This window comes from Janthinobacterium sp. GW822-FHT07H10, assembly GCF_058798675.1.
In genome coordinates this window covers 1-22,865 of record NZ_JBXAKS010000014.1, presented here as the reverse complement: position 1 = coordinate 22,865, position 22,865 = coordinate 1, and the positions used below count along the sequence as shown (strand labels likewise).

At 65.3% G+C, this 22,865-nt stretch carries 18 protein-coding genes; 6 read left to right on the top strand and 12 right to left on the bottom strand.

The features are described from left to right. The first annotated feature begins 3 nt into the window (after nt 1–3). Genes AC1RDJ_RS24255 through AC1RDJ_RS24245 form a run of 3 tightly spaced genes read left to right on the top strand, consistent with a single transcriptional unit; the run spans nt 4 to nt 2,355 of the window. Nucleotides 4–402, top strand: a complete 399-nt coding sequence (locus tag AC1RDJ_RS24255; RefSeq protein ID WP_289887431.1) for a cupin domain-containing protein — start codon at nt 4–6, stop codon at nt 400–402. After that, a complete protein-coding gene (locus AC1RDJ_RS24250; protein ID WP_493028955.1) occupies nt 399–1,625 on the top strand; it encodes a RhtX/FptX family siderophore transporter in 1,227 nt (408 codons plus the stop codon). Before AC1RDJ_RS24255 ends, AC1RDJ_RS24250 begins: the two co-directional genes overlap by 4 nt. Before the next feature lie 46 nt (nt 1,626–1,671). Continuing rightward, nucleotides 1,672–2,355: a helix-turn-helix domain-containing protein gene (locus AC1RDJ_RS24245; protein ID WP_493028954.1), complete on the top strand. Its 684-nt coding sequence runs from the start codon at nt 1,672–1,674 to the stop codon at nt 2,353–2,355. Here the strand turns inward: AC1RDJ_RS24245 and AC1RDJ_RS24240 are convergent. Together AC1RDJ_RS24240 and queC are read right to left on the bottom strand one after the other, a co-directional pair. Further along, on the bottom strand, nt 2,339–3,244 hold the full coding sequence (locus AC1RDJ_RS24240) for a sterol desaturase family protein (protein ID WP_493028953.1): 906 nt from the start codon (nt 3,242–3,244) through the stop codon (nt 2,339–2,341). The two genes, AC1RDJ_RS24245 and AC1RDJ_RS24240, sit on opposite strands and share 17 nt — an antisense overlap. A 90-nt stretch (nt 3,245–3,334) precedes the next feature. Then, nucleotides 3,335–4,048, bottom strand: coding sequence for a 7-cyano-7-deazaguanine synthase QueC (gene queC, locus AC1RDJ_RS24235; RefSeq protein ID WP_071325541.1), 714 nt, complete (start codon nt 4,046–4,048; stop codon nt 3,335–3,337). A gap of 222 nt (nt 4,049–4,270) precedes the next feature. On the opposite strand from queC, the gene AC1RDJ_RS24230 reads away from it, so the two are divergent. Further along, complete coding sequence (locus AC1RDJ_RS24230; RefSeq protein ID WP_071325542.1) at nt 4,271–6,166, top strand: autotransporter assembly complex protein TamA; 1,896 nt, start codon at nt 4,271–4,273, stop codon at nt 6,164–6,166. Continuing rightward, nucleotides 6,166–10,596: a translocation/assembly module TamB domain-containing protein gene (locus AC1RDJ_RS24225; RefSeq protein ID WP_493028952.1), complete on the top strand. Its 4,431-nt coding sequence runs from the start codon at nt 6,166–6,168 to the stop codon at nt 10,594–10,596. The genes AC1RDJ_RS24230 and AC1RDJ_RS24225 overlap by 1 nt, the downstream gene beginning before the upstream one ends. 75 nt (nt 10,597–10,671) lie before the next feature. Here AC1RDJ_RS24225 and AC1RDJ_RS24220 read toward each other — a convergent pair whose 3' ends face one another. The 3 genes from AC1RDJ_RS24220 to AC1RDJ_RS24210 form a co-directional block, all read right to left on the bottom strand. Then, nucleotides 10,672–10,911: a hypothetical protein gene (locus tag AC1RDJ_RS24220; RefSeq protein WP_493028950.1), complete on the bottom strand. Its 240-nt coding sequence runs from the start codon at nt 10,909–10,911 to the stop codon at nt 10,672–10,674. A 24-nt stretch (nt 10,912–10,935) separates the two neighbouring features. Further along, entirely contained in the window at nt 10,936–11,094 is a 159-nt protein-coding gene (locus AC1RDJ_RS24215; RefSeq protein ID WP_198043807.1) for a hypothetical protein, read from the bottom strand. Between the two features lie 63 nt (nt 11,095–11,157). Further along, nucleotides 11,158–13,662: an alpha/beta hydrolase family protein gene (locus tag AC1RDJ_RS24210; protein WP_493028948.1), complete on the bottom strand. Its 2,505-nt coding sequence runs from the start codon at nt 13,660–13,662 to the stop codon at nt 11,158–11,160. A 187-nt stretch (nt 13,663–13,849) separates the two neighbouring features. Between AC1RDJ_RS24210 and AC1RDJ_RS24205 the strand changes: the two genes are divergently transcribed. Further along, complete coding sequence (locus tag AC1RDJ_RS24205) at nt 13,850–14,368, top strand: CcdC protein domain-containing protein (protein ID WP_071325546.1); 519 nt, start codon at nt 13,850–13,852, stop codon at nt 14,366–14,368. Nucleotide 14,369: 1 nt separating this feature from the next. Here AC1RDJ_RS24205 and AC1RDJ_RS24200 read toward each other — a convergent pair whose 3' ends face one another. The 7 genes from AC1RDJ_RS24200 to AC1RDJ_RS24170 all read right to left on the bottom strand — a co-directional run. Beyond that, a complete protein-coding gene (locus AC1RDJ_RS24200; protein ID WP_493028946.1) occupies nt 14,370–15,170 on the bottom strand; it encodes a hypothetical protein in 801 nt (266 codons plus the stop codon). Between the two features lie 12 nt (nt 15,171–15,182). Then, the gene (locus tag AC1RDJ_RS24195) at nt 15,183–16,202 is read right to left on the bottom strand and encodes a DUF4424 family protein (RefSeq protein ID WP_493028945.1); all 1,020 of its coding nucleotides are present in this window, start codon (nt 16,200–16,202) and stop codon (nt 15,183–15,185) included. Beyond that, nucleotides 16,202–19,033 (bottom strand): ATP-binding protein, encoded by a 2,832-nt coding sequence (locus tag AC1RDJ_RS24190; protein ID WP_493028944.1) that lies wholly within the window; start codon nt 19,031–19,033, stop codon nt 16,202–16,204. The genes AC1RDJ_RS24195 and AC1RDJ_RS24190 overlap by 1 nt, the downstream gene beginning before the upstream one ends. Nucleotides 19,034–19,041: 8 nt before the next feature. Beyond that, complete coding sequence (locus AC1RDJ_RS24185; protein ID WP_289887440.1) at nt 19,042–19,791, bottom strand: hypothetical protein; 750 nt, start codon at nt 19,789–19,791, stop codon at nt 19,042–19,044. Then, the gene (locus AC1RDJ_RS24180; RefSeq protein ID WP_493028943.1) at nt 19,784–21,154 is read right to left on the bottom strand and encodes a hypothetical protein; all 1,371 of its coding nucleotides are present in this window, start codon (nt 21,152–21,154) and stop codon (nt 19,784–19,786) included. The genes AC1RDJ_RS24185 and AC1RDJ_RS24180 overlap by 8 nt, the downstream gene beginning before the upstream one ends. 224 nt (nt 21,155–21,378) lie before the next feature. Then, nucleotides 21,379–22,143 carry a DUF3108 domain-containing protein gene (locus tag AC1RDJ_RS24175; protein ID WP_493028942.1) on the bottom strand — a complete coding sequence of 255 codons (765 nt, stop codon included), beginning with the start codon at nt 22,141–22,143 and terminating at the stop codon, nt 21,379–21,381. Beyond that, on the bottom strand, nt 22,140–22,865 hold a 726-nt coding region (locus AC1RDJ_RS24170), incomplete at its 5' end, for a DUF3108 domain-containing protein (protein WP_493028941.1). The genes AC1RDJ_RS24175 and AC1RDJ_RS24170, both read right to left, overlap by 4 nt.

The window sequence follows — 22,865 nt, the reverse complement described above, 5'->3', positions numbered from 1 at the left end:
CCCATGAACGACGACAACTGCACCCTTTTCCCCCTCGACGGCCATCTGCTGGCGCTGCACGCCGACGCGCTGGCGCAGGCCATGCCCTACCATGCGCGCGGCAAGAGCCGCGCCGACTGGATCATCGGCGTCAAGCACGTCAGCGACGCGCAATCCGTGCATGGCGACCATTGGGAACGCCACCCGCGCGGCGATGAAACCCTGTGCCTGCTCGAAGGCAGCATCGAACTGGTACTGCAGGCGGACGACGGCGCGGAACGCCGCATCGCCGTGCAGGCGGGGCAAGCGTGCATCGTGGCGCGCGGCACCTGGCACCGGCTGCAGGTGCACGCGCCCGGACGCCTGCTGTTCATCACGCCCAGCATCGGCAGCGAACACCGCAAAGTGGGCGGTGCAGCATGAGGCCGGCGCTGCAGCGGGCCCACCTGTGGCTGATGGTCGCGGCCCTGTACTTCACGCAGGGCGTGCCGCTGGGACTGGCCATGGAAGCGCTGCCGGCCATGCTGCGCCGCGACGACGCGCCGCTCGACAGCCTGGCCTTTTTGCCGCTCGTGGGCTTGCCCTGGGTGCTGAAATTTCTCTGGGCGGCGCAGGTCGACAACCGCTGGAATGCGCGCCTGGGCCGGCGCCGCAGCTGGCTGCTGCCGATGCAGGCGCTGGCCACCGCCTGCCTGCTGGGCGCCGCGCTGCTGGGCCTGTCCGCCGCCAGCGCGCCGCTGATCGTCGCCCTGGCCGCGCTCGGTTCGCTGGCCAGCGCCACGCAGGATATCGCCACCGACGGCATGCTGGCCGAACGCTTCGACGGCGCCGCGCTGGGCCGCGCCAATGCCTTGCAGGTGGGCGGCACGATGGTCGGCTTCTTCACGGGCGGCTCCGGGGTGTTGATGCTGTCGGGCATGTTCGGCCAGCGCGCGGCGCTGCTGGCGCTCGCGGCCATCGGCGCGGCCAGCCTGCTGCTCGTCGTGTCGTGGCGCGAAACTGCGCTCGGAGCCGCGCGGCCCGCTGCGGTCCCCGCCGCGCGCAAGGCCAGCTTGCGCGGCTTCATCGGCCGCCCCGGCGCACCTGCGCTGCTGGGCATCGCCTTCCTGTCGTCGATGACGGCCGTCGCCGGCTATGGCCTGTCGAAACTGCTGCTGGTCGACGCCGGCTGGCCGCTGGAAGACGTCGGCCAGGTGGGCGTGGCCGGCGGCATGGTCACCGTGCTGCTGGGCTGTGGCGGCGGCGCCTGGCTGATCGGCCGCCATGGCGCCCGGCGCGTCTTCCTGCTGGGCATAGGCGCGTCGGCCGCCGCTGCCGGCCTGTGGCTGTGGCTGGCCGCCATGGCGGCACCCATGCCGTCCAGCCTGGTCTGGCTGGCGACGGCGCTGGGCTGCTTTGGCGCCGGCTGCGCATCCGTCTCCATGCTGACCATGGCCATGCAATTTGCCAGCCAGAGCGGCCAGGCGGGCACGGACATGACGGCCGTGCAAAGCATGCGCGACGGCGGTGAAATCCTCACCTCGTCCACCCTGACGGGCGTGGCGGCCGCAGCCGGCTATGGCGGCAGCTTTGCCCTCGGCATCGCCTGTGCGCTGCTGGCCATGCTGTTGGCGCGCCGCCTGGCGCAGCAGCGCCAGCCAGCCTGAACGCCGTGCTGTACAGTGATGTCCATTACAGACTCAGGAGCATCGCTTGCTCGACGACCGCTGGCAGGGCACGCTGTGGCTGGCGCCTGACTTTGCCATCCTGCATGGCGAAGCGGGCGCCACGGACAGCCACGCCCATTATGCGCACCAGCTGATGCTGAGCACGGGCGCGCCCTTCACCGCAGAGCTCGACGGTAGCATCCATACGGCGCAGCGCCTGCTGGTGGCCAGCCTGCGCCCGCACGCCATCGTGGCCGCGCCGGCTCCCCTGTTCACCATCTATGCGGAGCCCCAATGCCTGGGCGTGGCGGCCCTGCTGGCGGCGCAGGACGGCGTGCACGAGCCCACGCTGGACAGCCTGGCCGCCGCACTGCAGGCGCAGCCGCGCCAGCAGCTGGCCGACGCGCGCCTGCAGCGGGCGCTGGACCAGGTCGATGCCTTGTTGTCCGGCAAGGTCAGCGCGGCCGCCGTGGCCGATGCAGCGCATTTGTCGCTGAGCCAGCTGGAGCGCCTGTTCAGTGCGCAGCTGGGCTTGCCCGTGCGGCGCCTCGTGCTGTGGCGCCGCCTGCGCCTGGCCATCCGCTTTATCCTGCTCGGCAATACCTTGACCCACGCCGCGCACGCGGCCGGCTTTGCCGACGCCGCGCATTTTTCGCGCACCATGCGCAGCCTGTTCGGCGTGCGCGCCGACCGCAGCTTGCGCCAGCTCAACGTCAAGCTGCTCGATTAAGCGCCGATTTCAAGCCGGCCGGCAATTCGGGCGCGCGCACGCCCTCTTCCGCGCGGAACGGCTCGAGCAGCTGCGCGCCATATGCGACGGGATAATCGGGGCGGCTGCCAATGCCGAGGTCATCGCCCGTCATGCGGTAGGCGGGGGCGTCGAAGCGGGTGCCCAGCAAGCGATCCCAGCAGGTAAAGAACAGGCCGAAATTCACGTCGCCTGCCGTGCCGTATTTCATGTGGTGGAAACGGTGCAGCGGCGCCCAAGCGAAGATCTGGCGCAGCGGGCCCATGCGCATATCGACATTCGCATGCTGCAGCAACAACTGGATGGCCACGGCAAACGCCAGCACGGCCATGACGCTTTCCGGGATGCCCAGCAGCAGCAAGGGCAGCATGCCGCCCGCCGCTTCCAGCAGCAGGTGCAAGGGATGTTTCATCCAGCCATTGAAACCGTACAGGCGCTGCACGCTGTGGTGCACGGCGTGCAGTTTCCACAGGAAATAATAGCGGTGGCTCAGGTAATGCACGACGGTGATGCCGCAGTCGGCGATGAGTATCGCCAGCAGCAACTGCGCCCAGAACGGCCAGGCGCCGGGCCAGAAGTCCCCCAGCGCCATGTGTCCGGCCAGCAGGGGAAAGGCGGCCAGGCCCAGCAGGTACAGCGCTTCATTGACGAGCGCGTGCAGGCTGTCGCGCCAGCCATCGCCATGCGCATGGTTCCACGCGCCGTCATACGGCAGATAACGCTCGGCAAGAAAGGACGTCAGCAGGGCCAGCAGCAACAGCGGCGGCAAGACCCAGAACGCATGCTGGCGGTACGCCACCAGCCAGGTGGCGGCGCCGATGAAGCCGGCCCAGAACACGGGGCCGTACAGCGCGGCAAAGAGGGATTTCATGGCAAGGTTCTCCTGTGGCAAAAACCACAGCATGGCCGTCCTCCCTGCCGCGCCGCTTGAAGAAACGGCGCAAACTGCGTATTGGGCAGCTTACTCGGCCGCCTTTTTCGCCGCGTATTGCTGATAGCCGTTGGCGCGCAGGGCGCAGGCCGGGCAGGTGCCGCAGCCATAGCCCCAGGCGTGCAGCTCGCCGCGCTCGCCCAGGTAGCAGGTGTGCGTGCCGCTGCGGATCAGGTCGACCAGCGGCTGGCCGCCCAGGTCTTCCGCCAGGTCCCAGCTTTGCGCCTTGTCCAGCCACATCAGCGGCGTTTCCAGTTTCAGGCGCGTGTTCATGCCCAGGTTCAGGGCCACTTGCAGCGCCTTCATCGTGTCGTCGCGGCAATCCGGATAGCCGGAGAAATCCGTCTCGCACATGCCGCCCACGAGCACCGTCAAGCCGCGGCGGTAGGCCACGGTGGCGGCCACCGTCATGAACAGCAAGTTGCGCCCAGGAACGAAGGTGTTCGGCAAGCCGTTTTCCTGCATGACGATCTCGACGTTCTGCGTCATGGCCGTATCGGAAATGGCGGAAATCAGCGACAGGTCTATCATGTGATCAGGGCCGAGGCGGCTGTCCCACTCGGGCGACTGCTGGCGCATCTGCTCGAGCACGCCGGGACGCACCGTCAGCTCGATCGCATGGCGCTGGCCATAGTCGAAGCCAATCGTTTCCACGCGGCTATAGTGCTTGAGGGCCCAGGCCAGGCAGGTGGTGGAATCTTGCCCACCGCTAAAGAGCACGAGTGCGGAGTCAGTTGCTAGCATAATTTCTTTCTTTTCAGTTTTATTCTGTCCAATAGTGCGCGGGGAAACATGATTCCCCGTGCAAAAAATACTTATTCGTCCGCCATCAGTTTACCTATTCCGGTAACATGCAGTCAGCATTTACTCATCTGGAGCACCATGTTTTCTGCACGACCCATACGGCACACAGCCGCCGGCAAGGCGACACGACCACGAATTTTGGCACAAGTAGTGACAAAAGTAATGGGTCAACTGACACTGGCGGCCGCCGGCAGTGCCATCCTGCTGTTTCCGCTCGCCAACGCCAGCGCGCAGGAAACCACGCCAGATGCCGCAGCAGACAGCGCCAGCGCCACGGAAGCGGCGCCGGCACCGCTGCAATACGAGGTCAAGGTCAACGCGCCCGGCGATCTCGATGAGTTGCTGGAAAAAAACCTGGACCTGGAACGCTTCCGCGGCAACCCGCGCATGGACCGCGAGCAATTGCAACGTCTCGTGCGCGATGCTCCTGAGCAAGTTAAAAATCTCGTCGCCACGGCCGGCTATTACACGCCCGTCGTCACCGTGCGCGTCGACACGACGGGCGCCAAGCCCGTCGTCATCGTCGACGTCGAACCGGGCGAAGCGGTGACCGTCGGCCAGGTCGAGCTGGAATTGCGCGGTTTCGATCCCACGCCGCCGCTGGCCGCCTCCGAACCCTACGATACGGAAGCGCTCAAGCGCAGCTGGTCCCTGAAGACGGGCAGCGTGTTTCGCCAGTCGGACTGGGAATCGGCCAAGCGCGCGCTGCTGCGCGAAGTGGTGCAGACGCGCTACCCGCGCGCCCAGCTGGTCGACACGCAAGCCGTGGTCGACCCGGAAACGCACAAGGTGTCGCTGCTGGTGGTGCTCGACAGCGGCCCCGAGCTGCGCTTCGGCGAGCTGCGCATCGAAGGCTTGAAACGCTATCCTGAAAGCATCATCCGCAACCTCGACAAGATCCGCCCCGGCGAGTACTACAGCGAATCGGCGCTGCAATCGTTCCAGGCGCGCCTGCAGGACACCGGCTACTTTGCCAGCGTGGAAGTGAGCGCCGACATGAGCAGCATTCTCAGCGAACAGATCGAGGCGGGCCAGGAAAGCCAGCAAGCCGATGCGGCCGGCGCCGCGCCCGTGGAAAAACCGGCCAACCGCGGCCCCGCGCCGCAACTGCCGCTGGTGGTGCGCGTGACGGAAAACAAGCAGCAAAACGTCAGCGCCGGTCTCGGTTTCAGTACGAACACGGGGAATCGCGCCCAGCTCAACTACGACAACCTGAATGTGTTCGGCACACGCTTCAAGAGCGCGATCACGATGGAAACGAAGAAACAGGCGGCGCACGCCAACTTCTATTTCCCCACCACCGAGCGCGGCTACAACGACAGCGCGGGCGCCTCGTTCGAGCGCAGCGACATTTCCAATGAAATCACGGCCGTCACCACCATCTCGGCCAAGCGCAACTGGGGCGGCACCAACTTGGAGCGCAGCCTGACGTTCGAGTTCCTCAGCGAAGACAAGACCGTCGTCGGCCTGGAACAGACGCGCAGCAAGAGCTTGCCGCTGACCTATGCCATCACCAAGCGCAGCCTCGACAGCCTGCTGTTCCCCACCAAGGGCTATGTCATCAACGCGCAGGTGGGCGGCGCGCTGCTGCCCGTGCTGACGGACGAGCGCTTCGTGCGCGTGGCCGGCAAGGCCGTGTATTACCGGCCGCTCGGTGAAAAAGGCGAACTCATACTACGCGGCGAAATGGGCGCGCTGGGCTCGAAAGAGAAGCGCGGCGTGCCGGCCGTCTACCTGTTCCGCGCCGGCGGCGACCAGTCGGTGCGCGGCTATGCCTACCAGGAACTGGGCGTGAAGGAAGGCGACGCCACCGTCGGCGGGCGCTACATGGCCACTGCCAGCGCCGAATACCAGTACTGGTTCAAGCCGAAATGGGCCATCGCCGCCTTCTACGACGCCGGCAACGCGGCCGATACCGTCAAGGCGCTGACGCCGAAATCGGGCTACGGCCTGGGCGGGCGCTACCGCAGCCCCGTCGGCCCCATCAATGTCGACGTGGCGTATGGCCACGCCGTCCACGCCTACCGTTTGCACTTCTCTCTGGGATTCACTTTCTGATGTCCGATATTACTACCGAGTCCCCCAACGGCGCCGCGCCGCCACCGCCGCCGGCGAAAAAGCCGCGCCGCTGGCTGCGCTACCTGCTGATCGCCGTCGCCAGCCTGGCCGTGCTGCTGGGCGCCGCCTTCTGGTTCCTGGGCCGCGAATCGACGCTGCAAATGCTGGTGCAAAAGGTGGCCAGCGCCAGCGGCGGCGAGATCGAAGTGACTGGCGTGTCCGGCTCGCTGTACAACCGCATGCACCTGGGCCACGTCAGCTACCGCAGCAAGACGCAGCACATCACGGCCGACAACATCGACATCAACTGGTCGCCGTTCCAGTTCTTCTCGGAAGGCATCGCCATCAGCGAACTGCACGTGGCCAGCCTGTCCGTGGAAACCACGGCGCCGTCCGACGAGCCGTCAACCATGCCCGCCAGCCTGGCCTCGCCGTTCAAGGTGGGCATCAGCGATGCACGCCTGGACAAGGTGACGCTCGTCAGCGCGGGTGGCAACACGGTGTTTGAAAAGATACATTTCACCTTGTCCGGCGACAAGACCCAATGGCAGCTGGAAAACGCCACGGCCCTGACGCCGTTCGGCCAGGCCGCGGCCAGCGCGACGATCGCCGCCACCCAGCCATTCAAGCTCAGCGGCAAAGCCAGCTTGACGCAGCTCAATCCGGCCGCCGGCGAAAAGCCGGCCGCCCTGGCCCTGCAACTGGGCGGCGACTTGAATGTGCTGAACGTGACGGCCAAGGGCAGCGCGGGAGCGGCCACGGCCGATGCCCAGCTGGCACTGGCGCCGTTCGACCCCGTCATCATTCTGCGCTCGGCCAGCATCCGTGGCCGCAACATCAATCCGGGCAAGTTCGACGCCACCCTGCCGCAGGCGGACCTGAGCCTGGAACTCGATGCCGCCATCGACACGCGGCCTAACGCGCAGACGGTGTCGGGCAAGCTGGCCATCCTCAACCACGCCACGCCGGGTCCCATCGACCAGCAAAAGCTGCCGCTGCGCCAGTTCGAGGCGCGCCTGGGCGGCACCCTGACGGCCACCACGCTGGAGTCGGCCATCATCGACTTCGGCAACGCGGGCAAATTCACGGGCAGTGGCAAGCTCAACCGCGACGCCGCCGACGCCCCCATCGGCAATGCACAGTTGACCTTGCACACGGACAAGATCGACTTGCAGCATATCTACAGCAGCATCAACAGCACGAAGATCGTCGGCGACATCGTGCTCGACAGCGACGGCAAGACGCAAACCCTGCGCGCCAGGCTGGGTGAAGCCAAGCTGCGCCTGGACGTGGAAGCCACGCTGGCCGACTCGCTGGTGCAGTTGCGCAAGGCCACCTTGCAAGCAGGCAAGAGCAACGTCAACGCGACGGGCCAGATCAGCCTGAAAGACGCACAGGAATTCAAGGCTGTCGCCACGGCCAGCCGCTTGAACCCGGCCGATTTCGGCGCCTTCCCCGTGGCCGACCTGAACCTCGACGTGCGCGCCAACGGCCACGTGGCGCCGACCTGGCTGGCCAATGCGGACTTCACCGTACGCCCCAGCAAACTGCTCGACCAGCCCTTGTCGGGCAAGGGCAAGCTGACGGCGGACGCGGCCCACTTCAGCGGCATCGACGTGCAGTTGGCGCTGGGCAAGAACAACGTGACGGCCAAGGGCAACTTTGGCGGCGCCGGCGAAAAACTCAACTGGAATGTCGATGCGCGCCAGCTCTCCGCCGTACAGGCCGACTTGCTGGGCAGCGTGCTGGCCAGCGGCGTCGTGCAAGGCACCCTGCAGCAGCCGCGCACGAGCTTTGTTGCCGATGCAAAAGGATTGGGCCTGGCCAGCGGCAAGCGTCCCGCGCCAGACAGCGCCATCCACGCCAGCGGCGAAGTGGGCTTGACGGGGCCCAAGAAAGAAGCGGAATTGAAAGTGACGGGTTCCTTGCAAAAGATCAACCCGGCCGCCTTCGGTGCGGACTTGCCCAGTGGTAATGTCAATGCGGATTTCACCGGCAGCGGCCGCCTGACGAGCGACTGGCAAGTGGCCCTGAACCTGGGCTTGCGCGAATCGACGCTGCAAAACGCCCCGCTGGCCGGCTACGCCAAGCTGTCGGCGAATGCGAAACGCATCGACAGCGTCGATACGGAACTGCGCCTGGGCCCGAACAGCTTGCAAGCGAAAGGCGCGCTGGGCGGCGCCACCGACAAGCTGGCGTGGAAACTCGATGCGCCGCAACTGTCGACACTCGGTCCCCGCTTTGCCGGCGTGCTGCATGCGGCAGGCGCCGTCTCGGGCAAGCTGGAGGCGCCCGCCGCGCAACTGACGCTCGATGGCAAGGATCTGACCTTCTTTGGCGACCAGCAATTGAAGGCCGTGAAAGGCAGCGCCAGCGTGGGCGCCGGCCAAGGCGCGCTCGACCCCATGATCAGCGAGCTGGAAATCACGGGCTACAGCACGCCCACCTTCAAGCTGGCCAACGCCCGCCTGGGCACCACGGGCACGCGCGGCAGCCATACCGTGAGCCTGACGGCGCGCAACGACGATTTCGATGCCAGCGTGCAAATCAAGGGCAGCCAGAGCGGCGCCAGCTGGATCGGCAGCATCGACAGCCTGCAAAACAAGGGCCGCTATGCGCTCGTGCTGCAGGCGCCCGTGCCCGTGAAAGTGGCCGGTCCGGCCGGCAGCGGCGTGGCGGGCCTGGGCCAGCCCGAGCAGATCAGCGTGGGCAACACCGTCATCAAGTTGCCGGCAGGTAGCATCACCATGCAAAGCCTGGCCAAGAGCGGCCCGCGCTGGACCAGTGCCGGCCAGGCGGCCGGCGTGGCGCTGACCTATCTGGCGCAAGTGATCCCGTCGCTGCAAGCCAATGCGCGCAGCGACCTGACCCTGGGCGCGCAATGGTCGCTCGACATGCAGGTGCCGACAGCGAAGCAGAAAGAGCCGTCACTGGCCGGCATGCTGCACGTCTACCGCGAAAAAGGCGACGTGACGGTGGGCGTGGAACAGCCGCTGGCGCTGGGATTGCGCACCCTCGATGCGCGGGTGGATGTAGCGAACCAGCAACTGCGCCTGGCCGTGAAACTGGACGGCGCGCGCGCGGGCCAGAGCGACATCAACGCCACCGTGCAAATGCTGGGCGGGCGCATCAGCAACGACAGCGCCCTCTCCCTGACGGGCACCACCAGCATCGATTCGCTGGCCTGGCTGGCGCCGCTGACGGGGCAACCCGGCCTGGAACTGGGCGGCGCCTTGAAGGTCGCCCTGTCCGGCAGCGGCAGCATCGGCGCGCCGCAATTAAATGGCGACATCAACGGCAGCAAGCTGCTGGTGAACTGGGCCGACCAGGGCTTGAAGCTGCGCAATGGCGTGCTGCAAGCCAAACTGGCGGGCGATCAATTGCAATTGCAGCGCCTGAGCTTTGACGGCGGCGACGGCAAGGTGCAGGCTGACGGCTGGGTACGCTTTGCGAATGGCGAAGCGAGCCTGGAACTGAAATTGATGGCCGACCGCCTGCAGGCGCTGTCGCGCCCCGACCGCACGCTCGTATTGTCGGGCAACAGTACCCTCGTGCGTAACGACAAGCGCTTCAGCTTCGAGGGCAAGTTCAAGGCCAACCGCGCGCTGATCGAACTGGCGCCGCAAGACACGCCCACGCAAAGCAGCGACGTGGTGGTGCTGGGCAAGGAGGTCAAGGGCAGCAAGGAAGCGCCGTCGCTGCCCCTGAATATCGACCTCGAATTCGACCTGGGCAATGCCTTCCACCTGCGCGGCATGGGCCTGGACGCCGACCTGGCCGGCAATGTACGCGCCAGAGTCATCAACCGCGCCGCGCCGCGCGTGACGGGCAGCATCCGCGTCGCCAGCGGCCAGTACGCGGCATACGGCCAAAAACTGTCCATCGAGCGGGGATTGATCAACTTCACGGGCGCCTACGACAATCCGGCCCTGAACATCCTGGCCGTGCGCAAGCGTCCCGAAGGCGAAGCGCTGTCGGAAACGAATGTGGAAGCGGGCGTGGAAGTGCGCGGCACGGCGCAGGCGCCGACGGCCAAGCTGGTCTCCACGCCGAGCGTCTCGGACAGCGACAAGCTGGCCTGGCTGATCCTCGGCCATGGCGCGGAAACGGCGGCCGGCGATGAGATGGCCCTGCTGACGACGGCCGCCGGTGCCCTGTTCGGCGGCTCCGGCGGCGGCTTGCAGGGCAAGCTGGCCAGTTCGCTGGGACTCGACGAGGTGGGCCTGTCGCAGGCGCAAGGGCTGGAAAGCACGGTCGTCACCGTCGGCAAGCGCCTGTCGTCGCGCGCCTACCTGACGTTCGAGCAAGGCACGAGCACGGCGACGAGCCTGGTCAAGCTGCGTTACAAGCTGAACCGCCGCATCACCTTGCAATTCCAGACCGGCACGAACAATGCGCTGGACGTGTTGTATACCTGGGCATTTGATTAAATCAGGGGTCTGACCCCGAACCAGCAACAACAAAGGGCGCCTCGGCGCCCTTTTCCTTGATCTGCCGCAAACGGCTTACTCGGCCACGTCGAGGCCGCGCTCGATCATGCCTTCGACATAGGCGCGCAGGTATTGTTCCAGCGCCGGGCCGGACAGCACGTTGGCCGTCAGCGCGCCGTGCGGCGAGCCTTTCAGCACGCCATCGTGGTACACGCACGCAATCCATGCCACGTCCGTGCCGGGCGTGTAATCGAGTTCGTAGTCAAACGATTCGCCGCTGACCTTGCGTGTGTAGACTTCCTTGACAATTGCCATCTAAAACAGCCTTTCTTGACGAGATTAACTGGGGTGGGGGTGCGGCACGGGATCATCCTGCGGCACCGGGTGCACGGGCCCAGGCTGGTGCCCGGGCGCCTGCTGCGGCTCCGGCGCCGGCATCGGTTCATCGACAGGCGCCGGATCGGGCGCGCGGTGGGCATCAATGGCAAACGCTGACATGGCTGGCCTCCCTGCGGATAAGGACAAAGGAAGACCATACCACGAGATGCGCGCCGCCTGTCCCTATTTGCCTGCCGGCTTGACGTCGGCGGCCACCGGCTGGGCGTTCTTCACATATTTCTCCAGCCAGTTGTTGCTTTCGTACAGCATCTGCATGATCGATTCGCGCGCGCGGTAGGCGTGGCTTTCATTCGGCAGCATCACCAGGCGCGCCGTGCCGCCCAATCCCTTGACGGCCTGGAACATGCGCTCGCTCTGGATGGGGAAGGTGCCCGAATTGTTGTCCTGCTCGCCATGGATCATCAGCAGCGCATCCTTGATCTTGTCGGCATAGTTAAATGGCGACATGGCCTGGTAGACGGCCGGCGCCTGCCAGAACGAGCGCTCTTCCGACTGGAAGCCGAAGGGCGTCAGGGTGCGGTTGTAGGCGCCGCTGCGGGCGATGCCGGCACGGAACAGGCGCGTATGCGCAAGCAGGTTGCCCGTCATGAACGCGCCATACGAGTGGCCGCCGATGGCGATGCGGTTACGGTCGGCAACGCCACGGCGCACCACTTCCTCGACGGCTGCCTCGGCGTCGGCCACCAGCTGCGGCAGGTAGGTGTCATTCGGCTCCTGCTCGCCATTGCCGACGATGGGGAACGATGGATTGTCCAGCACGGCATAACCCATGGACAGGAAGGCGGCCGGGCCCCAGTAGCTGACGGCATTGAATTTATACGGCGAGCCCTTGGTCTGGCTGGCGGCGCTGGCCGTCTTGAATTCCTGCGGATACGCCCACATCAGCGTGGGCAGCGGGCCGTCGCGTTTGGCATCGTAGTTCGGCGGCAGCATCAGGGTGGCCGTCAAGTCCACGCCGTCGGCGCGCTTGTAGCGGATCAGCTCTTTCTGCACCTCCTTCAATTGCGGCAGCGGATGGGGGAAGTGCGTGAGCGGCGTCAGCGGTGCGGCGCCCTGCTTGAGGTTGCGCACATAGTAGTTCGGCTGCTCGGTCGGCGATTCGCGCGTTGACAGCAGGCGGCTGCCGTCCTCGTCCAGCACGGCCACCACGTTTTCATAGTAGGGCGCGGCGCTCTGGAACAGGCGTTCCTTTTTCTTCGTCGCCAGGTTCAGGCGGTCGATGAAGGGACGGTCGCCTTCGGCGGAAGCACCGGCGCCGTCGAGCAGGATCGCGTTATCAACGGAGATCAGCAGGCGCGGCAGGCCGGCCGCGTCGGCGCGCATGACGGGCTGGCCCGGATCGTTATAGCGGTCTTCGAACGAACCCGCGTACACGAGGTCGCCGGGCGTACCCGCCGTCGCGGACGGCTGGTCCGGGTTGATGCGCCATTGCTTGACGGCGCGCGTCTTGTACCACGCTTCGCTGAGCAGGGCCAGGTCGCCGCGGCCCCAGGCCACGCCCGCATAGCGCGAACCCAGCCTGGCCAGCACGGCCGGCTTGGCCGTGAACGGCGCCGCCTGCGTGTAGACGATGTCGCGGATCTCCAGCGCGCCGGCCGGGTCGCCGCCATCCTGCGCTTCGGCCCATACCAGGGTGGCGGGTGCATCGACCCGCCAGCTGACGTCGCGCACGCCGGCGGAGACGGCGTCATTACCGGGTGGCAAGCCCTCCTCCAGCGGCTTGCGTGCCAGCACGTGCAGCGCCTTGCCCGCCAGGTCGCGCACCTCGATCGTGTGGCCGAAGTCGCGCGCCGGCACGATGTAGGAATACGGCCGCACGATGCTGGTCGTCAGCAGGTGCTTGCCATCGGGCGAAGCCGAGACGCGCGAAAACTGGCCGGGCTGCCCCACCAGGCGCTGCTTGCCCGCCACATCGAGCAAAGCCAGCTGCACGGTGGTGTAGTGTTCGAACAGCTGGGCGTCCTGCTCGTTCTTCAGCAGGTCGGGATAGGTGCGCAGCTGCTTGACGGCACCGCCGGGCAGGCTGTCCTGGATGGACGGGCCCGTCGGGATACCGTTCGGCACGGGCGCCGCCCCCAGCTTGGCCGGTTTCAGCTGCACCAGCAGTGTCTTACTGTCCGGCATCCAGGAAAAGCCGCGGCCATACACGGTCGACAGGGGGGAGCTGGCCAGCTTGCGCGCCGCTTTGGTCTGCACGTCGAGCAGCCACAGTTCCACGCCCGATTCCTTCACGCCCTTGGCGGCATCGGCATAAACGATGTGGCTGAACGCCAGGTAGCGCTGGTCGGGCGACCAGGCCAGGTCGGCGATGCGCGGCGATGCGGGCAAGCCGCTGACCTTGATCTCCTTTTGCGTATCGATATCGAGCAAGCCCAGGCCCGTGTGAAAACTGAAACGGCTGGCCGAATACGTGCGCGGGTTGATGCGCAAGCCTGCCAGCTTCAGTTCCGGCTGCGCCACTTCGCTGATGCTGGGCAAGGATGGCGTCGCTAGCACGGCGGCCAGGTTGCGTTTCGGGCTCAGGTTCAGGGTCGGTGCGCGCGGCGCATCGACGATGGCTTGCAGGGGCGCCGGCGGCTGTTGATAAGCGCCATCTTGTGCCATGGCCAGCGAGGACGAGGCCATCAAGCCGACAGTGATGGGCAGCAGGGGAAAACGAGTAGACATGACACTCCGGGGACGTGGATAAGAAACAGTGACTGAGCGCAGCGTGCCGCTCGTGGCGGCACGGCATGACAGGGCATAGTGCTTTCATGCCATGTAAATGTCAATAAGCAACTTTTGCCTGCCGCCCCGCTTCGCCTTCGCCCCCATCTGGCTTACAATCGCTGTTTTCTCCGCCCCGAATGCATACATGGAAACCACCACCCTCGCCCTGCTGCTCCTGGTCCCGCTGCTGGTCTGGCGCATCTATTCGCGCCTGAAGAAACTGGTGGCGCGCCAGAAATCGCAGCTGTGGCGTCACTGGACGGTGGCGATCGCCTTCCCCGCGCTGCTGCTGTTCCTGGCGACGACGACGAAATTCGAGCTCTTGCCCCTGTCCAGCCTGGGCGCGGCGGCGCTGGCCGGCGGCTGGCTCGGTGTGCTGGGCTTGAAGCTGACGCGCTTCGAGCACGTCGGCAAGGACTTCTTCTTCACCCAGCACCGCTATCTGGGCCTGGCCATCACGATGCTGTTCATCGCCCGTCTGCTGTACCGCGGCATGGAAATCTACCTGAACACGCGCCTCGACGTGCCCGTGCCGCCGCCGCCGTTCGGCCAGAGCCCGCTGACCATGGCCGCCTATGGCCTCGTCATCGGCTACTACGCCGTGTACGCGTGGGGCCTGGTGCGCTGGCGCCAGCGCAACAAGCCCTTGCAAGCCGCGGAATGACTCAGTAGTACTGGCACAAGCCGTCACAGCTGGTCACGGCCAGCGCCTGGCGTATCGTCGCCAGCGACGGCGCCAGCGCAGGATCGAGCTCCTGGCCCACCCCGTCCAGGCTGGCCAGCAAGCGCTCGCGCAACGGCGGCGGCATCAGTCCCACATGCACAGCCGCGTGTTGTGCGGCCGCTTCCAGCATCACTTTCTTTTGCGCCACGCTCCAGAATGGCGCCAGCACGAACTGCACCACGCCCGTGTAAGCGGTGGCCGATCCCTTGCTGAACGCGCGGGCGCGCAGGCGCTCGGTCCCGCTCACCTCCTGCGCCGGCTGGGCGCTGAACTCCTGCGCCATCAAGCCGATCAGGTGCGCATGGCAATGCACGCCAAAGGCGAACATGGTGCTCATTTCATCGCCATACTCGGCCAGGTTCTGCGTCACCTGGTCCTTGCGCGCCTGCTGCAGCTCGGCGCCGGACAGCGGCAGCGGCCGCTCAAGGCCAAACGCGTAATAGGCCTTGCCCAGGTTCGTTGCCCGCTCGCACAGGGCCACGCTCTGGTTCATGTCGTGCAGCGCGCTAACGGGCGCCTGGAACAGGCGCGGACCGTCGGCGACGTGGGCAAACAGCTGCGCCACGGCAGGGTCGCGCAGGCGCGGCAAGCCGCTTTGCACGGTGGACGCGGCCATCATGGCTTGCAGGCGCGTGCTGGCTTGCTGGAAATCGGTATAACTGTCGGCCCAGGCGGCGGGCGCGGCAAGCAGCGCGCCCAGGCACAGGATACGCAGGCGGCGGTGGAGAACAGTAGTGGGCAAGGTACGGCCTTTCTATTGCATTAACAAGTAATTGGCACGCAGCGCAGGCGCCTCGCCCGTATTCTCGCTGCCATCCTCGACATTGCCGAAGTAGACGTTCAGATCCTGCTGCGGGCGGAAGTTGCGCAGCTTGACTTGCAAGGTGGTGGGATTGATCTTGGTGAAGGTGCCGGGGAAGCACAGGCTGATCAGCTCATCCGGCTTGCCCTTGACCAGGTTCAAGGTAAAGTCTTCGATGCCGTTCTTCCAGGCGTTGCCGGTCTTCAAGATGTACGAGACCCACTTGGCATTGACGAAACCGCTCTCGCCCTGCTTTTTCGCCAGCCGGTTCCAGCTCGCGTAAAAGGCCTTGTCGCCGCAATATTTTTGTTCAAAATCCTTGCCTTCCCCCAAGTAGGAGGCACCAGGGCCGGCCGCCACGAAGGGGGCATACTGATGGCGCACGCGCACCGTTTTGCCAGCCGGAAATTTCTGCCGCCATTGGTAGACCACCGTCACGGACCAGGCCGGCACCCATGCTTCGTCTTCGGACAGCTTGGCCAGCAAGCCGTCGGCGATCATGGCCTTTTTCTGCACGGCATTCAAGGGCGCGACCTTTTTTTCGAACGGGCTGAACGACGGGAAATAAGCGACTTGCGCATCCGACAGGCCCAGCTGCGCCAGGCGCGCCGTCACGTCAAGGCCGTCGAGCTTGGCGACCAGCACGGTCTGGTAATCCTTGCGCCTGCCATCGACCTCGATCGAGAACTGCCGCGGCTGGCCATAGTACGTGGGCGACTGGTGGTAGCCGGCCTGGTAGGCGGGCAGCGGGAAGATGATGGTCTCTTCCACATCGCTTTTCGATTCGTTGAGAAACTCGTACTCGACCTTGATCAAGTCCGTGCTGACAGTCAGCACTTCCTTTTTCATGGCCACGGCGTCGGTCTTGCCGACGATAATGCCGCCGGCACTGACCGAGCCGATGCCGTCATTGGCCATGGCTGGCGCCGAGCATGCCAGTGCCAGCGCGGCCGGAAGCAGCCAGCGGCGCATCACGCCGCCTTGCCCGGCACGGGCTCGACCCGGCGCTGCAGCACGAAAATCGGCTGCGCCCATTGCGTATCCTTTTTCTTCTTGCTCGTGATCAGAGTGAGCTCCGAAGGGTCGTAGACGTCCGTGTTGTGCGTCAACGGCGTCGTCATCAGGTATTGCGCTTCCGTGTTTTTCAGGAACTCGCCGACCAGCTGGATGTTGCGGATATCGAGGTGGGCAAACGGTTCGTCGATAAAGACGAAGCCGCCGGAACCATCTTCCGATTTCAGCAGGCCAATCAGCAGCACCAGCGACTTCATCACCTGCTGGCCGCCCGACGCTTCGCCATCGTTCATGCCGATGACGCCCTTGCCGTCGAACTTGAAGCGCACGTGCAAGCCCGCCTGCGACAGCTGCACGTCGTCGTTTTCCAGGCGCACGGGGTCCGCATGCACTTCGATGCCGGCCAGTTCACCCAGCTCCTTGATGTTCTTGCTGTAGGTCTTGATGGTGTAGCGCAAGCGTTCCATGTAGGCGCCACGGGCATTGCCCGTCGCTTCGATGGCGCGGTTGTTCTGGTAGCGGCGCTCGTCCGTTTCCGACTGGCGGCCATGCAGCTGGTCCGACAGGCGGTGGTGCTGGTCGATGACGGTGGCGTCGAGTTCCCAGTCGTCGCGCGCCAGGCTGCTTTGCAGGCTGGCCACGCGCAAGTCGACCTGGTGCGCATTCTGGTGCTCGGCCACGAGGGCCGCGCGGCGCGCGGGCCGGCGCCAGCTTTTCGGCAGGTGGCGCCAGGCGTGGCGCAAGGCCAGCAAGGCGCGCGCATGCTCGGCGCGCTGCTCGATCTGTTTCTTGTAGCCGAGGCGTGAACCGGCTTCCGCTTCCGACAGCGCCAGGCGCGCGTTTTGCCACACGGTATCGGCGCGCGTGCGCGCCACGGTGGCGTTCTTCGTCAGATTGCCCAGCTCGCCCAGGCGTCCGCCCACTTCCAGGCGCTCATCCTTCAGCGGCTTCGAATTGCGCAGCGCTTCGGCGAACTCTTCCTGGCGCGCGCTGAGTTCCTTGGCCGCATCGACGCCGGCGATGCGCGCTTTCAAGGCGCCCACTTCGGCCGCCAGTTTCGAGATCGCCAGGGTCAGCGTATCTTCCTGGCCTTCCAGGCTTGGTAGCGAGCGCAGCAGTGCTTCCAGGCGGCCGCTGCGGCCAGCCTGGCCGAAGCGGTAGCGCGACGCTTCGACGAACAGCGAGCGCCCGCCGCGGCGTTCGCGGTGATACGCCTCGGGCGTGATCCACTCTTCGTGGCTGCCCAGCTTGAAACCGGCCTCGACGGAATCAACGCGGGAGATGCGCGACAATTGCTCGATCAGCCAGCTTGGCACGGGCGCGGAAAATTTCACCACGGCCAGCAGGCTTTCGTCTTTCGCGACCGGCGCCGTGACCAGGTCGGGCACGATGAAGTGGCGGTAGCGTTCCTTCTCGGCCAGGCGATAGGCGGCCGCCGCATCCTTGGCCTTGTCCAGCAATACCACGGAGGCATAGCCGCCCAGCACGCCTTCGACGGCGCCCTGCCAGCGGCTGTCCGTCACTTCGACGATGTCCGACAGCATGGCGTGGGAAATCCCCGCATCGCGCAGCGCGCGACGCATGCCGCGCACATTGTCCGGCTCCGGCATGGCCGTCTTGCCTTGCAGCGCGGCAATGGTTGCCTGTTCGCCCGCGATGCGCGCCGACAGCGCGTCGCGCTGCTGGCGCTGGCGCAGCAGATCCGCTTCCTTCTGTTCCAGCTGGGCCGCCACTTCGGCGATGTCGCTGCCCGAATCGGCCGCCAGCTTGTGCAAACGCTCCTTCTGTTCCAGCAGGCTGTCCAGCGGTTTCAGTTTCGCGTTGATCAGGGACAAACGGCTCTGCAAGCCGATCGACTCCTGCTCCAGCAAGGTTTCATTCATCTGCGCGTCGGACAGCGCCTTCGCCTGCGCCGCCAGCGCATTGCGTTTATCGGTCAGCTGCTGGTCCGCCTGCGCCATCGGTTTGCGCGCATCGCGCAATTGCCGGCTGGCCGCGGCCGCCTTTTCGCGCGCCTCGTGGTACTGCAGGCTGGGCAGCACTTCCTCGAGCAGGTTGCGGCGTTCCTTGTGCAAGCCTTCCCACTGGTGGTAATTGGCCACGCGCAGGCGCAAGCCTTCCAGGTTGGTCTTCGATGCCTCGAGTTCCGTTTCGAAGCGTTTCAGCTCCACTTCCGTGTCGCGCTGGTGGCGCTTGGCTTCATCGTAGGCGTCCAACACTTCCTTGTCGCCGAACACCTGGAACACGAGGTCGAGCAGCTGGCGCGGCGCGTATTCGCACAATTTGTCCGTCTCGCCCTGCTCCAGCGCCAGCACCTTCGACATGGCCGGCGACAGGCCGGCATTGGCCAGGCGCTTGCGGTAGTTTTCCACGCCCAGCCAGTCGTTGGCGTCCGTGATGTCCTCGATCTGCACATTGCCCGGACGCATCAGATACTGGCGCTTCCAGTCGCCGCCGTTCTTCTGGATCTGGCAAAACAGGGTCACTTCATCGTCGCTGAAGAAGCCGGAACTGCGGAACGGCCGGTTCGACAGCTGCTTGCCCACGTTCTTGTTGTCGACCACGGCGCGCAGCCAGGCCGTCTGCTGGCCCGAGTGGCGCGCATAATGCTTGTACGTGCGCCCCATCGAGCAGTCGAGGCCGAACAGGGTGCGCAAGGCGTCGAGCAAGGTGGTCTTGCCCGAGCCGTTCTGCCCCGCGATGGTGATGATCTTCGCGTCGAGCGGAATATTCTTGATGCGCTGCCAGTAATCCCAGTGCACCAATTCAAGTGATTTGATATGAAACATGGCCGCTTTCAGTGAGGGAGGTCGGACGACGGCGTATCACCCGCGTCGCTGATGTCGGTGGACACATCGGCGTCCACGTCGGCGTCGAGCTCGGCGTCCGCCAGCGCATCGCCGCCCACGACGACCAGGCGCGCCGGCGCCCGCTTGAACACGTCGGCCAGGGCGCCGTTGATGATGCGCTCCTTCAAGACGTCCGTGTCCATCATCAGGTCCAGCAGCGGGCCTTCGAGGATAAAGTCGCCGCGCCGCTCGATGAAGCCCAGCTTGGCCAGCGTGCCCAGGTTCATGTCCATGCGCGTCTTCTTGCCCAGCTTGTCGCCGAAGTCCGACAGCAGCGCCTTGTAGGAAATGCCGATCGACGCGTCTTCCGCGCGCGGCAGCGGCTTTTCCGTGCCGAACATGTCATTCTGGTCGTCATCGGCGTGCTGGTGCGTTTCCTGGCGTTCGCGCTTGGGCAGGATGATCTGCGCCCACAGCACCACCAGCAAGGCCACGCCATCGCGCGCCAGGCCGAAATTATTGTTTTGCCACACGTCGCGCGCGCCGAAGATCTTCGGCTCGATGGTGCGCGTCAGGGCCAGCGTGACATGGTCGGCATACACGTTGTCGAGCAATTTCAGGCCGCAGGCCAGCAGTCGCGCATCGATCTCGGCGCGGAACAGTTCGTCCGACAGCACGCGCTTGACCAGCTTGTCGTCGCGGCGCAGGGTTTGATGCGTGAGCAGGCGCGCAATCAGGATTTGGGAATCGTCATTCATCGGCGGTGCCGCTATCTAAATCAAGTGAAACATTCAGTGAAAGCGAGGCGATCGACATGGCCGCCACGTGGGGGTCGGTCAGTTGGGCCATCTCGTCGGTCGGTGTAAAGGTGATCGGCAAACGGGCCAGTTCGGCCGTCGACCCCTGCAGGCTTGCTTCGGAAACATCACCGAGCAGCGGCAGCATGGAGGCGCGGTACGAGGCCACGGCAAAGCTGGCCGGCAGCAGGGAATCCTGCACGGGCACGCTCTTCGGCCCCTCTTCGCCGATGCTGGGGAAATTGCCCAGGCTGGCGAAGTTCGACAGGCGGTCCAGCAAATCGTCGAGTTCAAGCTGCATGGCGGGTCCGTCGCTGATGGTGGTGGGCGCGTCCTCGCCGCTGGGCAGGCCCGTGTTGATGACGCCCGCCGCCCGTTCGGACAGCAGCTCCGTTTCGGCCACGTCGATCATCTCGGCCGGCGTGGCGAACAGGGGCACGACGGGCTGGTCGATGGCGCCCTCGGCCAGGCTGGCCAGGTCCTCATGCAGCAGCAGCCAGCGCTTGATGTCGGTCGTCGACAGGCCCGACTGGCCCAGGTGCACCCTCTGGCGCTCGATCTGGTTCAGCGCGCGCGAAAACATGCCTTGCATGTTCAGCAACTTGCTCTGCGCGCGGCCGATCGCCTGCGCCGCCTTGTGCGTGGCGCTGTCCGCGTTTTCATCGGAGGTAATCGCCACGAGGATTTCCGAGCCTTTTTCCACCCAGTCGCAGGCCATGTTCCACTTCGCCTGCGCCGTGCGCAAACGGAATTCGGAACCGGAGGCGATGGCGTCGGAGAATTCCTCCGTCAAGTCCACCAGGCGCCCCAGCAGATGTTGCAGTTGCTCCACCGACACGCCGCCCACGGCTTGCGCGCCCGCCACCTGCGACAGCAAAAAGCCCATCTCGGCTTCGTCTTCCGTCTGGCCCAGGCCCAGCAGGCTGTCGATGGCCGACAGCACGTTGCGCGCCATCGGCGTGACGCGGTACACGCCCTGCTGCGCATCCCAGGCCAGCAGCTGGTTCGAACGCAGGCGCAGCAAGACCGTTTCCAGGCTTTCCGGCAACAGATAAGCGAGCCGGGTATTGATGTCGGCGCGCGTGTAGGCGGACGTGGCCGCATCGGCGGCCAGCTCGCGCAACACGAGCAGGCGCACCAGCACGCCATCGAAACCGCCATGGAACAGGGCCGTAAACACTTGCAGCAAGGGTTGCGCCCGCTTCAAATGGAATACCTGCTCGATCTCGTCGGCCGAAATATTGGGCTGGAAATGCGCCTGCAAGGAATCGTGATGCTCTTGCTCTGTCTGATTTGCATCCGTAGCCACGGCTGCACTTGCCATTATATCAATCATTCTATTCCGGATGAGTGTTCAGCGGGCGGCGCTGCGGGCTAACGCTGCGCTGCGGGGCGGGGGCGTCAGTATATCAGTTCTGACATGCAATTCGACACGTGGCGGGGGGCACTGCGGACAGGGCGCAACACGCAGGCGGCACCAGCGCACGCGGCGCCTGCCAGATGGCGGGGGCGATCCGGCAGATCAGCCCCCGCAACAACAGTGAACGCTTACTTTTTAATGATCTTCTGCAAAGTCTGCTCGACATAATCGCCGTCTTCATCGGCAAATGTCACCTTCACGGGATACCATTCCAGCGACGGCGCCAGCCACAGGTCCACCTGCTGGCCCTGCTTGTTCGACGGCGGCGCCTTGACCAGGTGAATGGCGGCAACTTCGCCCAGGCCCGTAGCCACCTTGTCTTCCTTGACGACCTTGAAAGTCCACGGTTCGGCGTCGCGGCGGCCGGCGACGAAGAACGTCCATTCCGAGCCGGCGACGAATTTCTCGGGCGCGGCGCGCGCCACGCTGGCCAGTTGCCAGACGGTGCTGTTGCGGTCCTGCTCGCCGCCTTTCAGCGGATAACTGTCATCGCCTTCGCTGAAGACGATGGTCTTGCTGTCGCGCTTGAACGTGGTCGTGGCCGCCTCCTTGCGGAAGCGTTTTTCCACGAACTGCGCGGGCGCCAGGCCGTAATCGTCGACCGTGCCTTCGCTGCGCTGCTCGAGGATCTTGCCAAACAGGGCAGCCTTGGTTTCGGCCAGCAGCGAATACTTGCCGTCGCCCGCGCGCCAGTTGCTGACGGACTCGCCGGCCAGCGAAATGCCGCGCTGCCGGGCCTTGATGGAATAGACGAGGTCTGCCGATGGCGCCAGCTTGTACGGGCGCTTGATGACGGGATGCTCCACGGGCTCGTCCGCCGCCATGGCGGGAGACAGGGTGGCGGCCAGCAAGCCGGCGGCCAGTACATGTTTCAAGGTGCTCAAAGAATTCATTTATTTTCCTGTGATGTCGGTGCTGCGTTGACGCTGATCTTGGTCACGGTTTGCGTGGTCAGCGCCCCGTTCGCTTCAGTATTGCGTATTTGTACCGGATACCATTGCATGGACGGCGCCAGCCAGATATCGAGTTGCGACGAATAGGTGCCGGGTTTCGGCGGCCGGCGCAGATGCCAGGTCACCAGGCGCCCCATCTTCGTGTCGAGCTCTTCCTCGCCCACCAGCTGGAAGCGGAACACGGTCGCTTCCTTTTCTTCGCCGACGAGAATGTCGATATTGCCCACCAGCTGGTTGACGTCGGCGCGGCCGATGGCGGCCAGCTGGAATGGCACGGTGGCCTTGTCCTGCACGCCCTCCTGCCACGGCGCCGTGACCGTGCTGGCCGAGAACGTGATGGTCTTGGCATCGCGGTTGAAATGCGTGGCCGTCTGCGCGCGGCCCTTGCGTTTTTCCGTGGCCGTGACGGGCACGACGCCGCTGGCATCGATCATGCCTTCGCTCGTCAAGACCAGCAGGTTGATGCGCGTGATCAACATGCTCAAGCCCACTTCCAGCTTCAGCTGGTAGCTGTCGCCGTGGTTTTGCCACGCCATGGATGCGACGCCCTGCCATTTGGTGCCATCGGCATCGCGCCGGTCCACGTGCAGGTCGAACTGGGCCGACGCCGGCGCATTCGCCTTGTAACGCCGCGCCGCCGCACCGTCGTCTTTGTCGCGATC

Excerpts from the sequence above, each read along its gene's own strand:
- AC1RDJ_RS24215 (WP_198043807.1), bottom strand. The coding sequence starts at position 11,094 with ATGTCAGCGTTTGCCATTGATGCCCACCGCGCGCCCGATCCGGCGCCT.
- AC1RDJ_RS24180 (WP_493028943.1), bottom strand. The coding sequence starts at position 21,154 with ATGGCAAGTGCAGCCGTGGCTACGGATGCAAATCAGACAGAGCAAGAG.
- AC1RDJ_RS24240 (WP_493028953.1), bottom strand. The coding sequence starts at position 3,244 with ATGAAATCCCTCTTTGCCGCGCTGTACGGCCCCGTGTTCTGGGCCGGC.
- AC1RDJ_RS24185 (WP_289887440.1), bottom strand. The coding sequence starts at position 19,791 with ATGAATGACGATTCCCAAATCCTGATTGCGCGCCTGCTCACGCATCAA.
- AC1RDJ_RS24220 (WP_493028950.1), bottom strand. The coding sequence starts at position 10,911 with ATGGCAATTGTCAAGGAAGTCTACACACGCAAGGTCAGCGGCGAATCG.
- AC1RDJ_RS24255 (WP_289887431.1), top strand. The coding sequence starts at position 4 with ATGAACGACGACAACTGCACCCTTTTCCCCCTCGACGGCCATCTGCTG.
- queC (WP_071325541.1), bottom strand. The coding sequence starts at position 4,048 with ATGCTAGCAACTGACTCCGCACTCGTGCTCTTTAGCGGTGGGCAAGAT.
- AC1RDJ_RS24175 (WP_493028942.1), bottom strand. The coding sequence starts at position 22,143 with ATGAATTCTTTGAGCACCTTGAAACATGTACTGGCCGCCGGCTTGCTG.
- AC1RDJ_RS24225 (WP_493028952.1), top strand. The coding sequence starts at position 6,166 with ATGTCCGATATTACTACCGAGTCCCCCAACGGCGCCGCGCCGCCACCG.
- AC1RDJ_RS24210 (WP_493028948.1), bottom strand. The coding sequence starts at position 13,662 with ATGTCTACTCGTTTTCCCCTGCTGCCCATCACTGTCGGCTTGATGGCC.
- AC1RDJ_RS24195 (WP_493028945.1), bottom strand. The coding sequence starts at position 16,202 with ATGCGCCGCTGGCTGCTTCCGGCCGCGCTGGCACTGGCATGCTCGGCG.
- AC1RDJ_RS24250 (WP_493028955.1), top strand. The coding sequence starts at position 399 with ATGAGGCCGGCGCTGCAGCGGGCCCACCTGTGGCTGATGGTCGCGGCC.
- AC1RDJ_RS24190 (WP_493028944.1), bottom strand. The coding sequence starts at position 19,033 with ATGTTTCATATCAAATCACTTGAATTGGTGCACTGGGATTACTGGCAG.
- AC1RDJ_RS24205 (WP_071325546.1), top strand. The coding sequence starts at position 13,850 with ATGGAAACCACCACCCTCGCCCTGCTGCTCCTGGTCCCGCTGCTGGTC.
- AC1RDJ_RS24230 (WP_071325542.1), top strand. The coding sequence starts at position 4,271 with ATGGGTCAACTGACACTGGCGGCCGCCGGCAGTGCCATCCTGCTGTTT.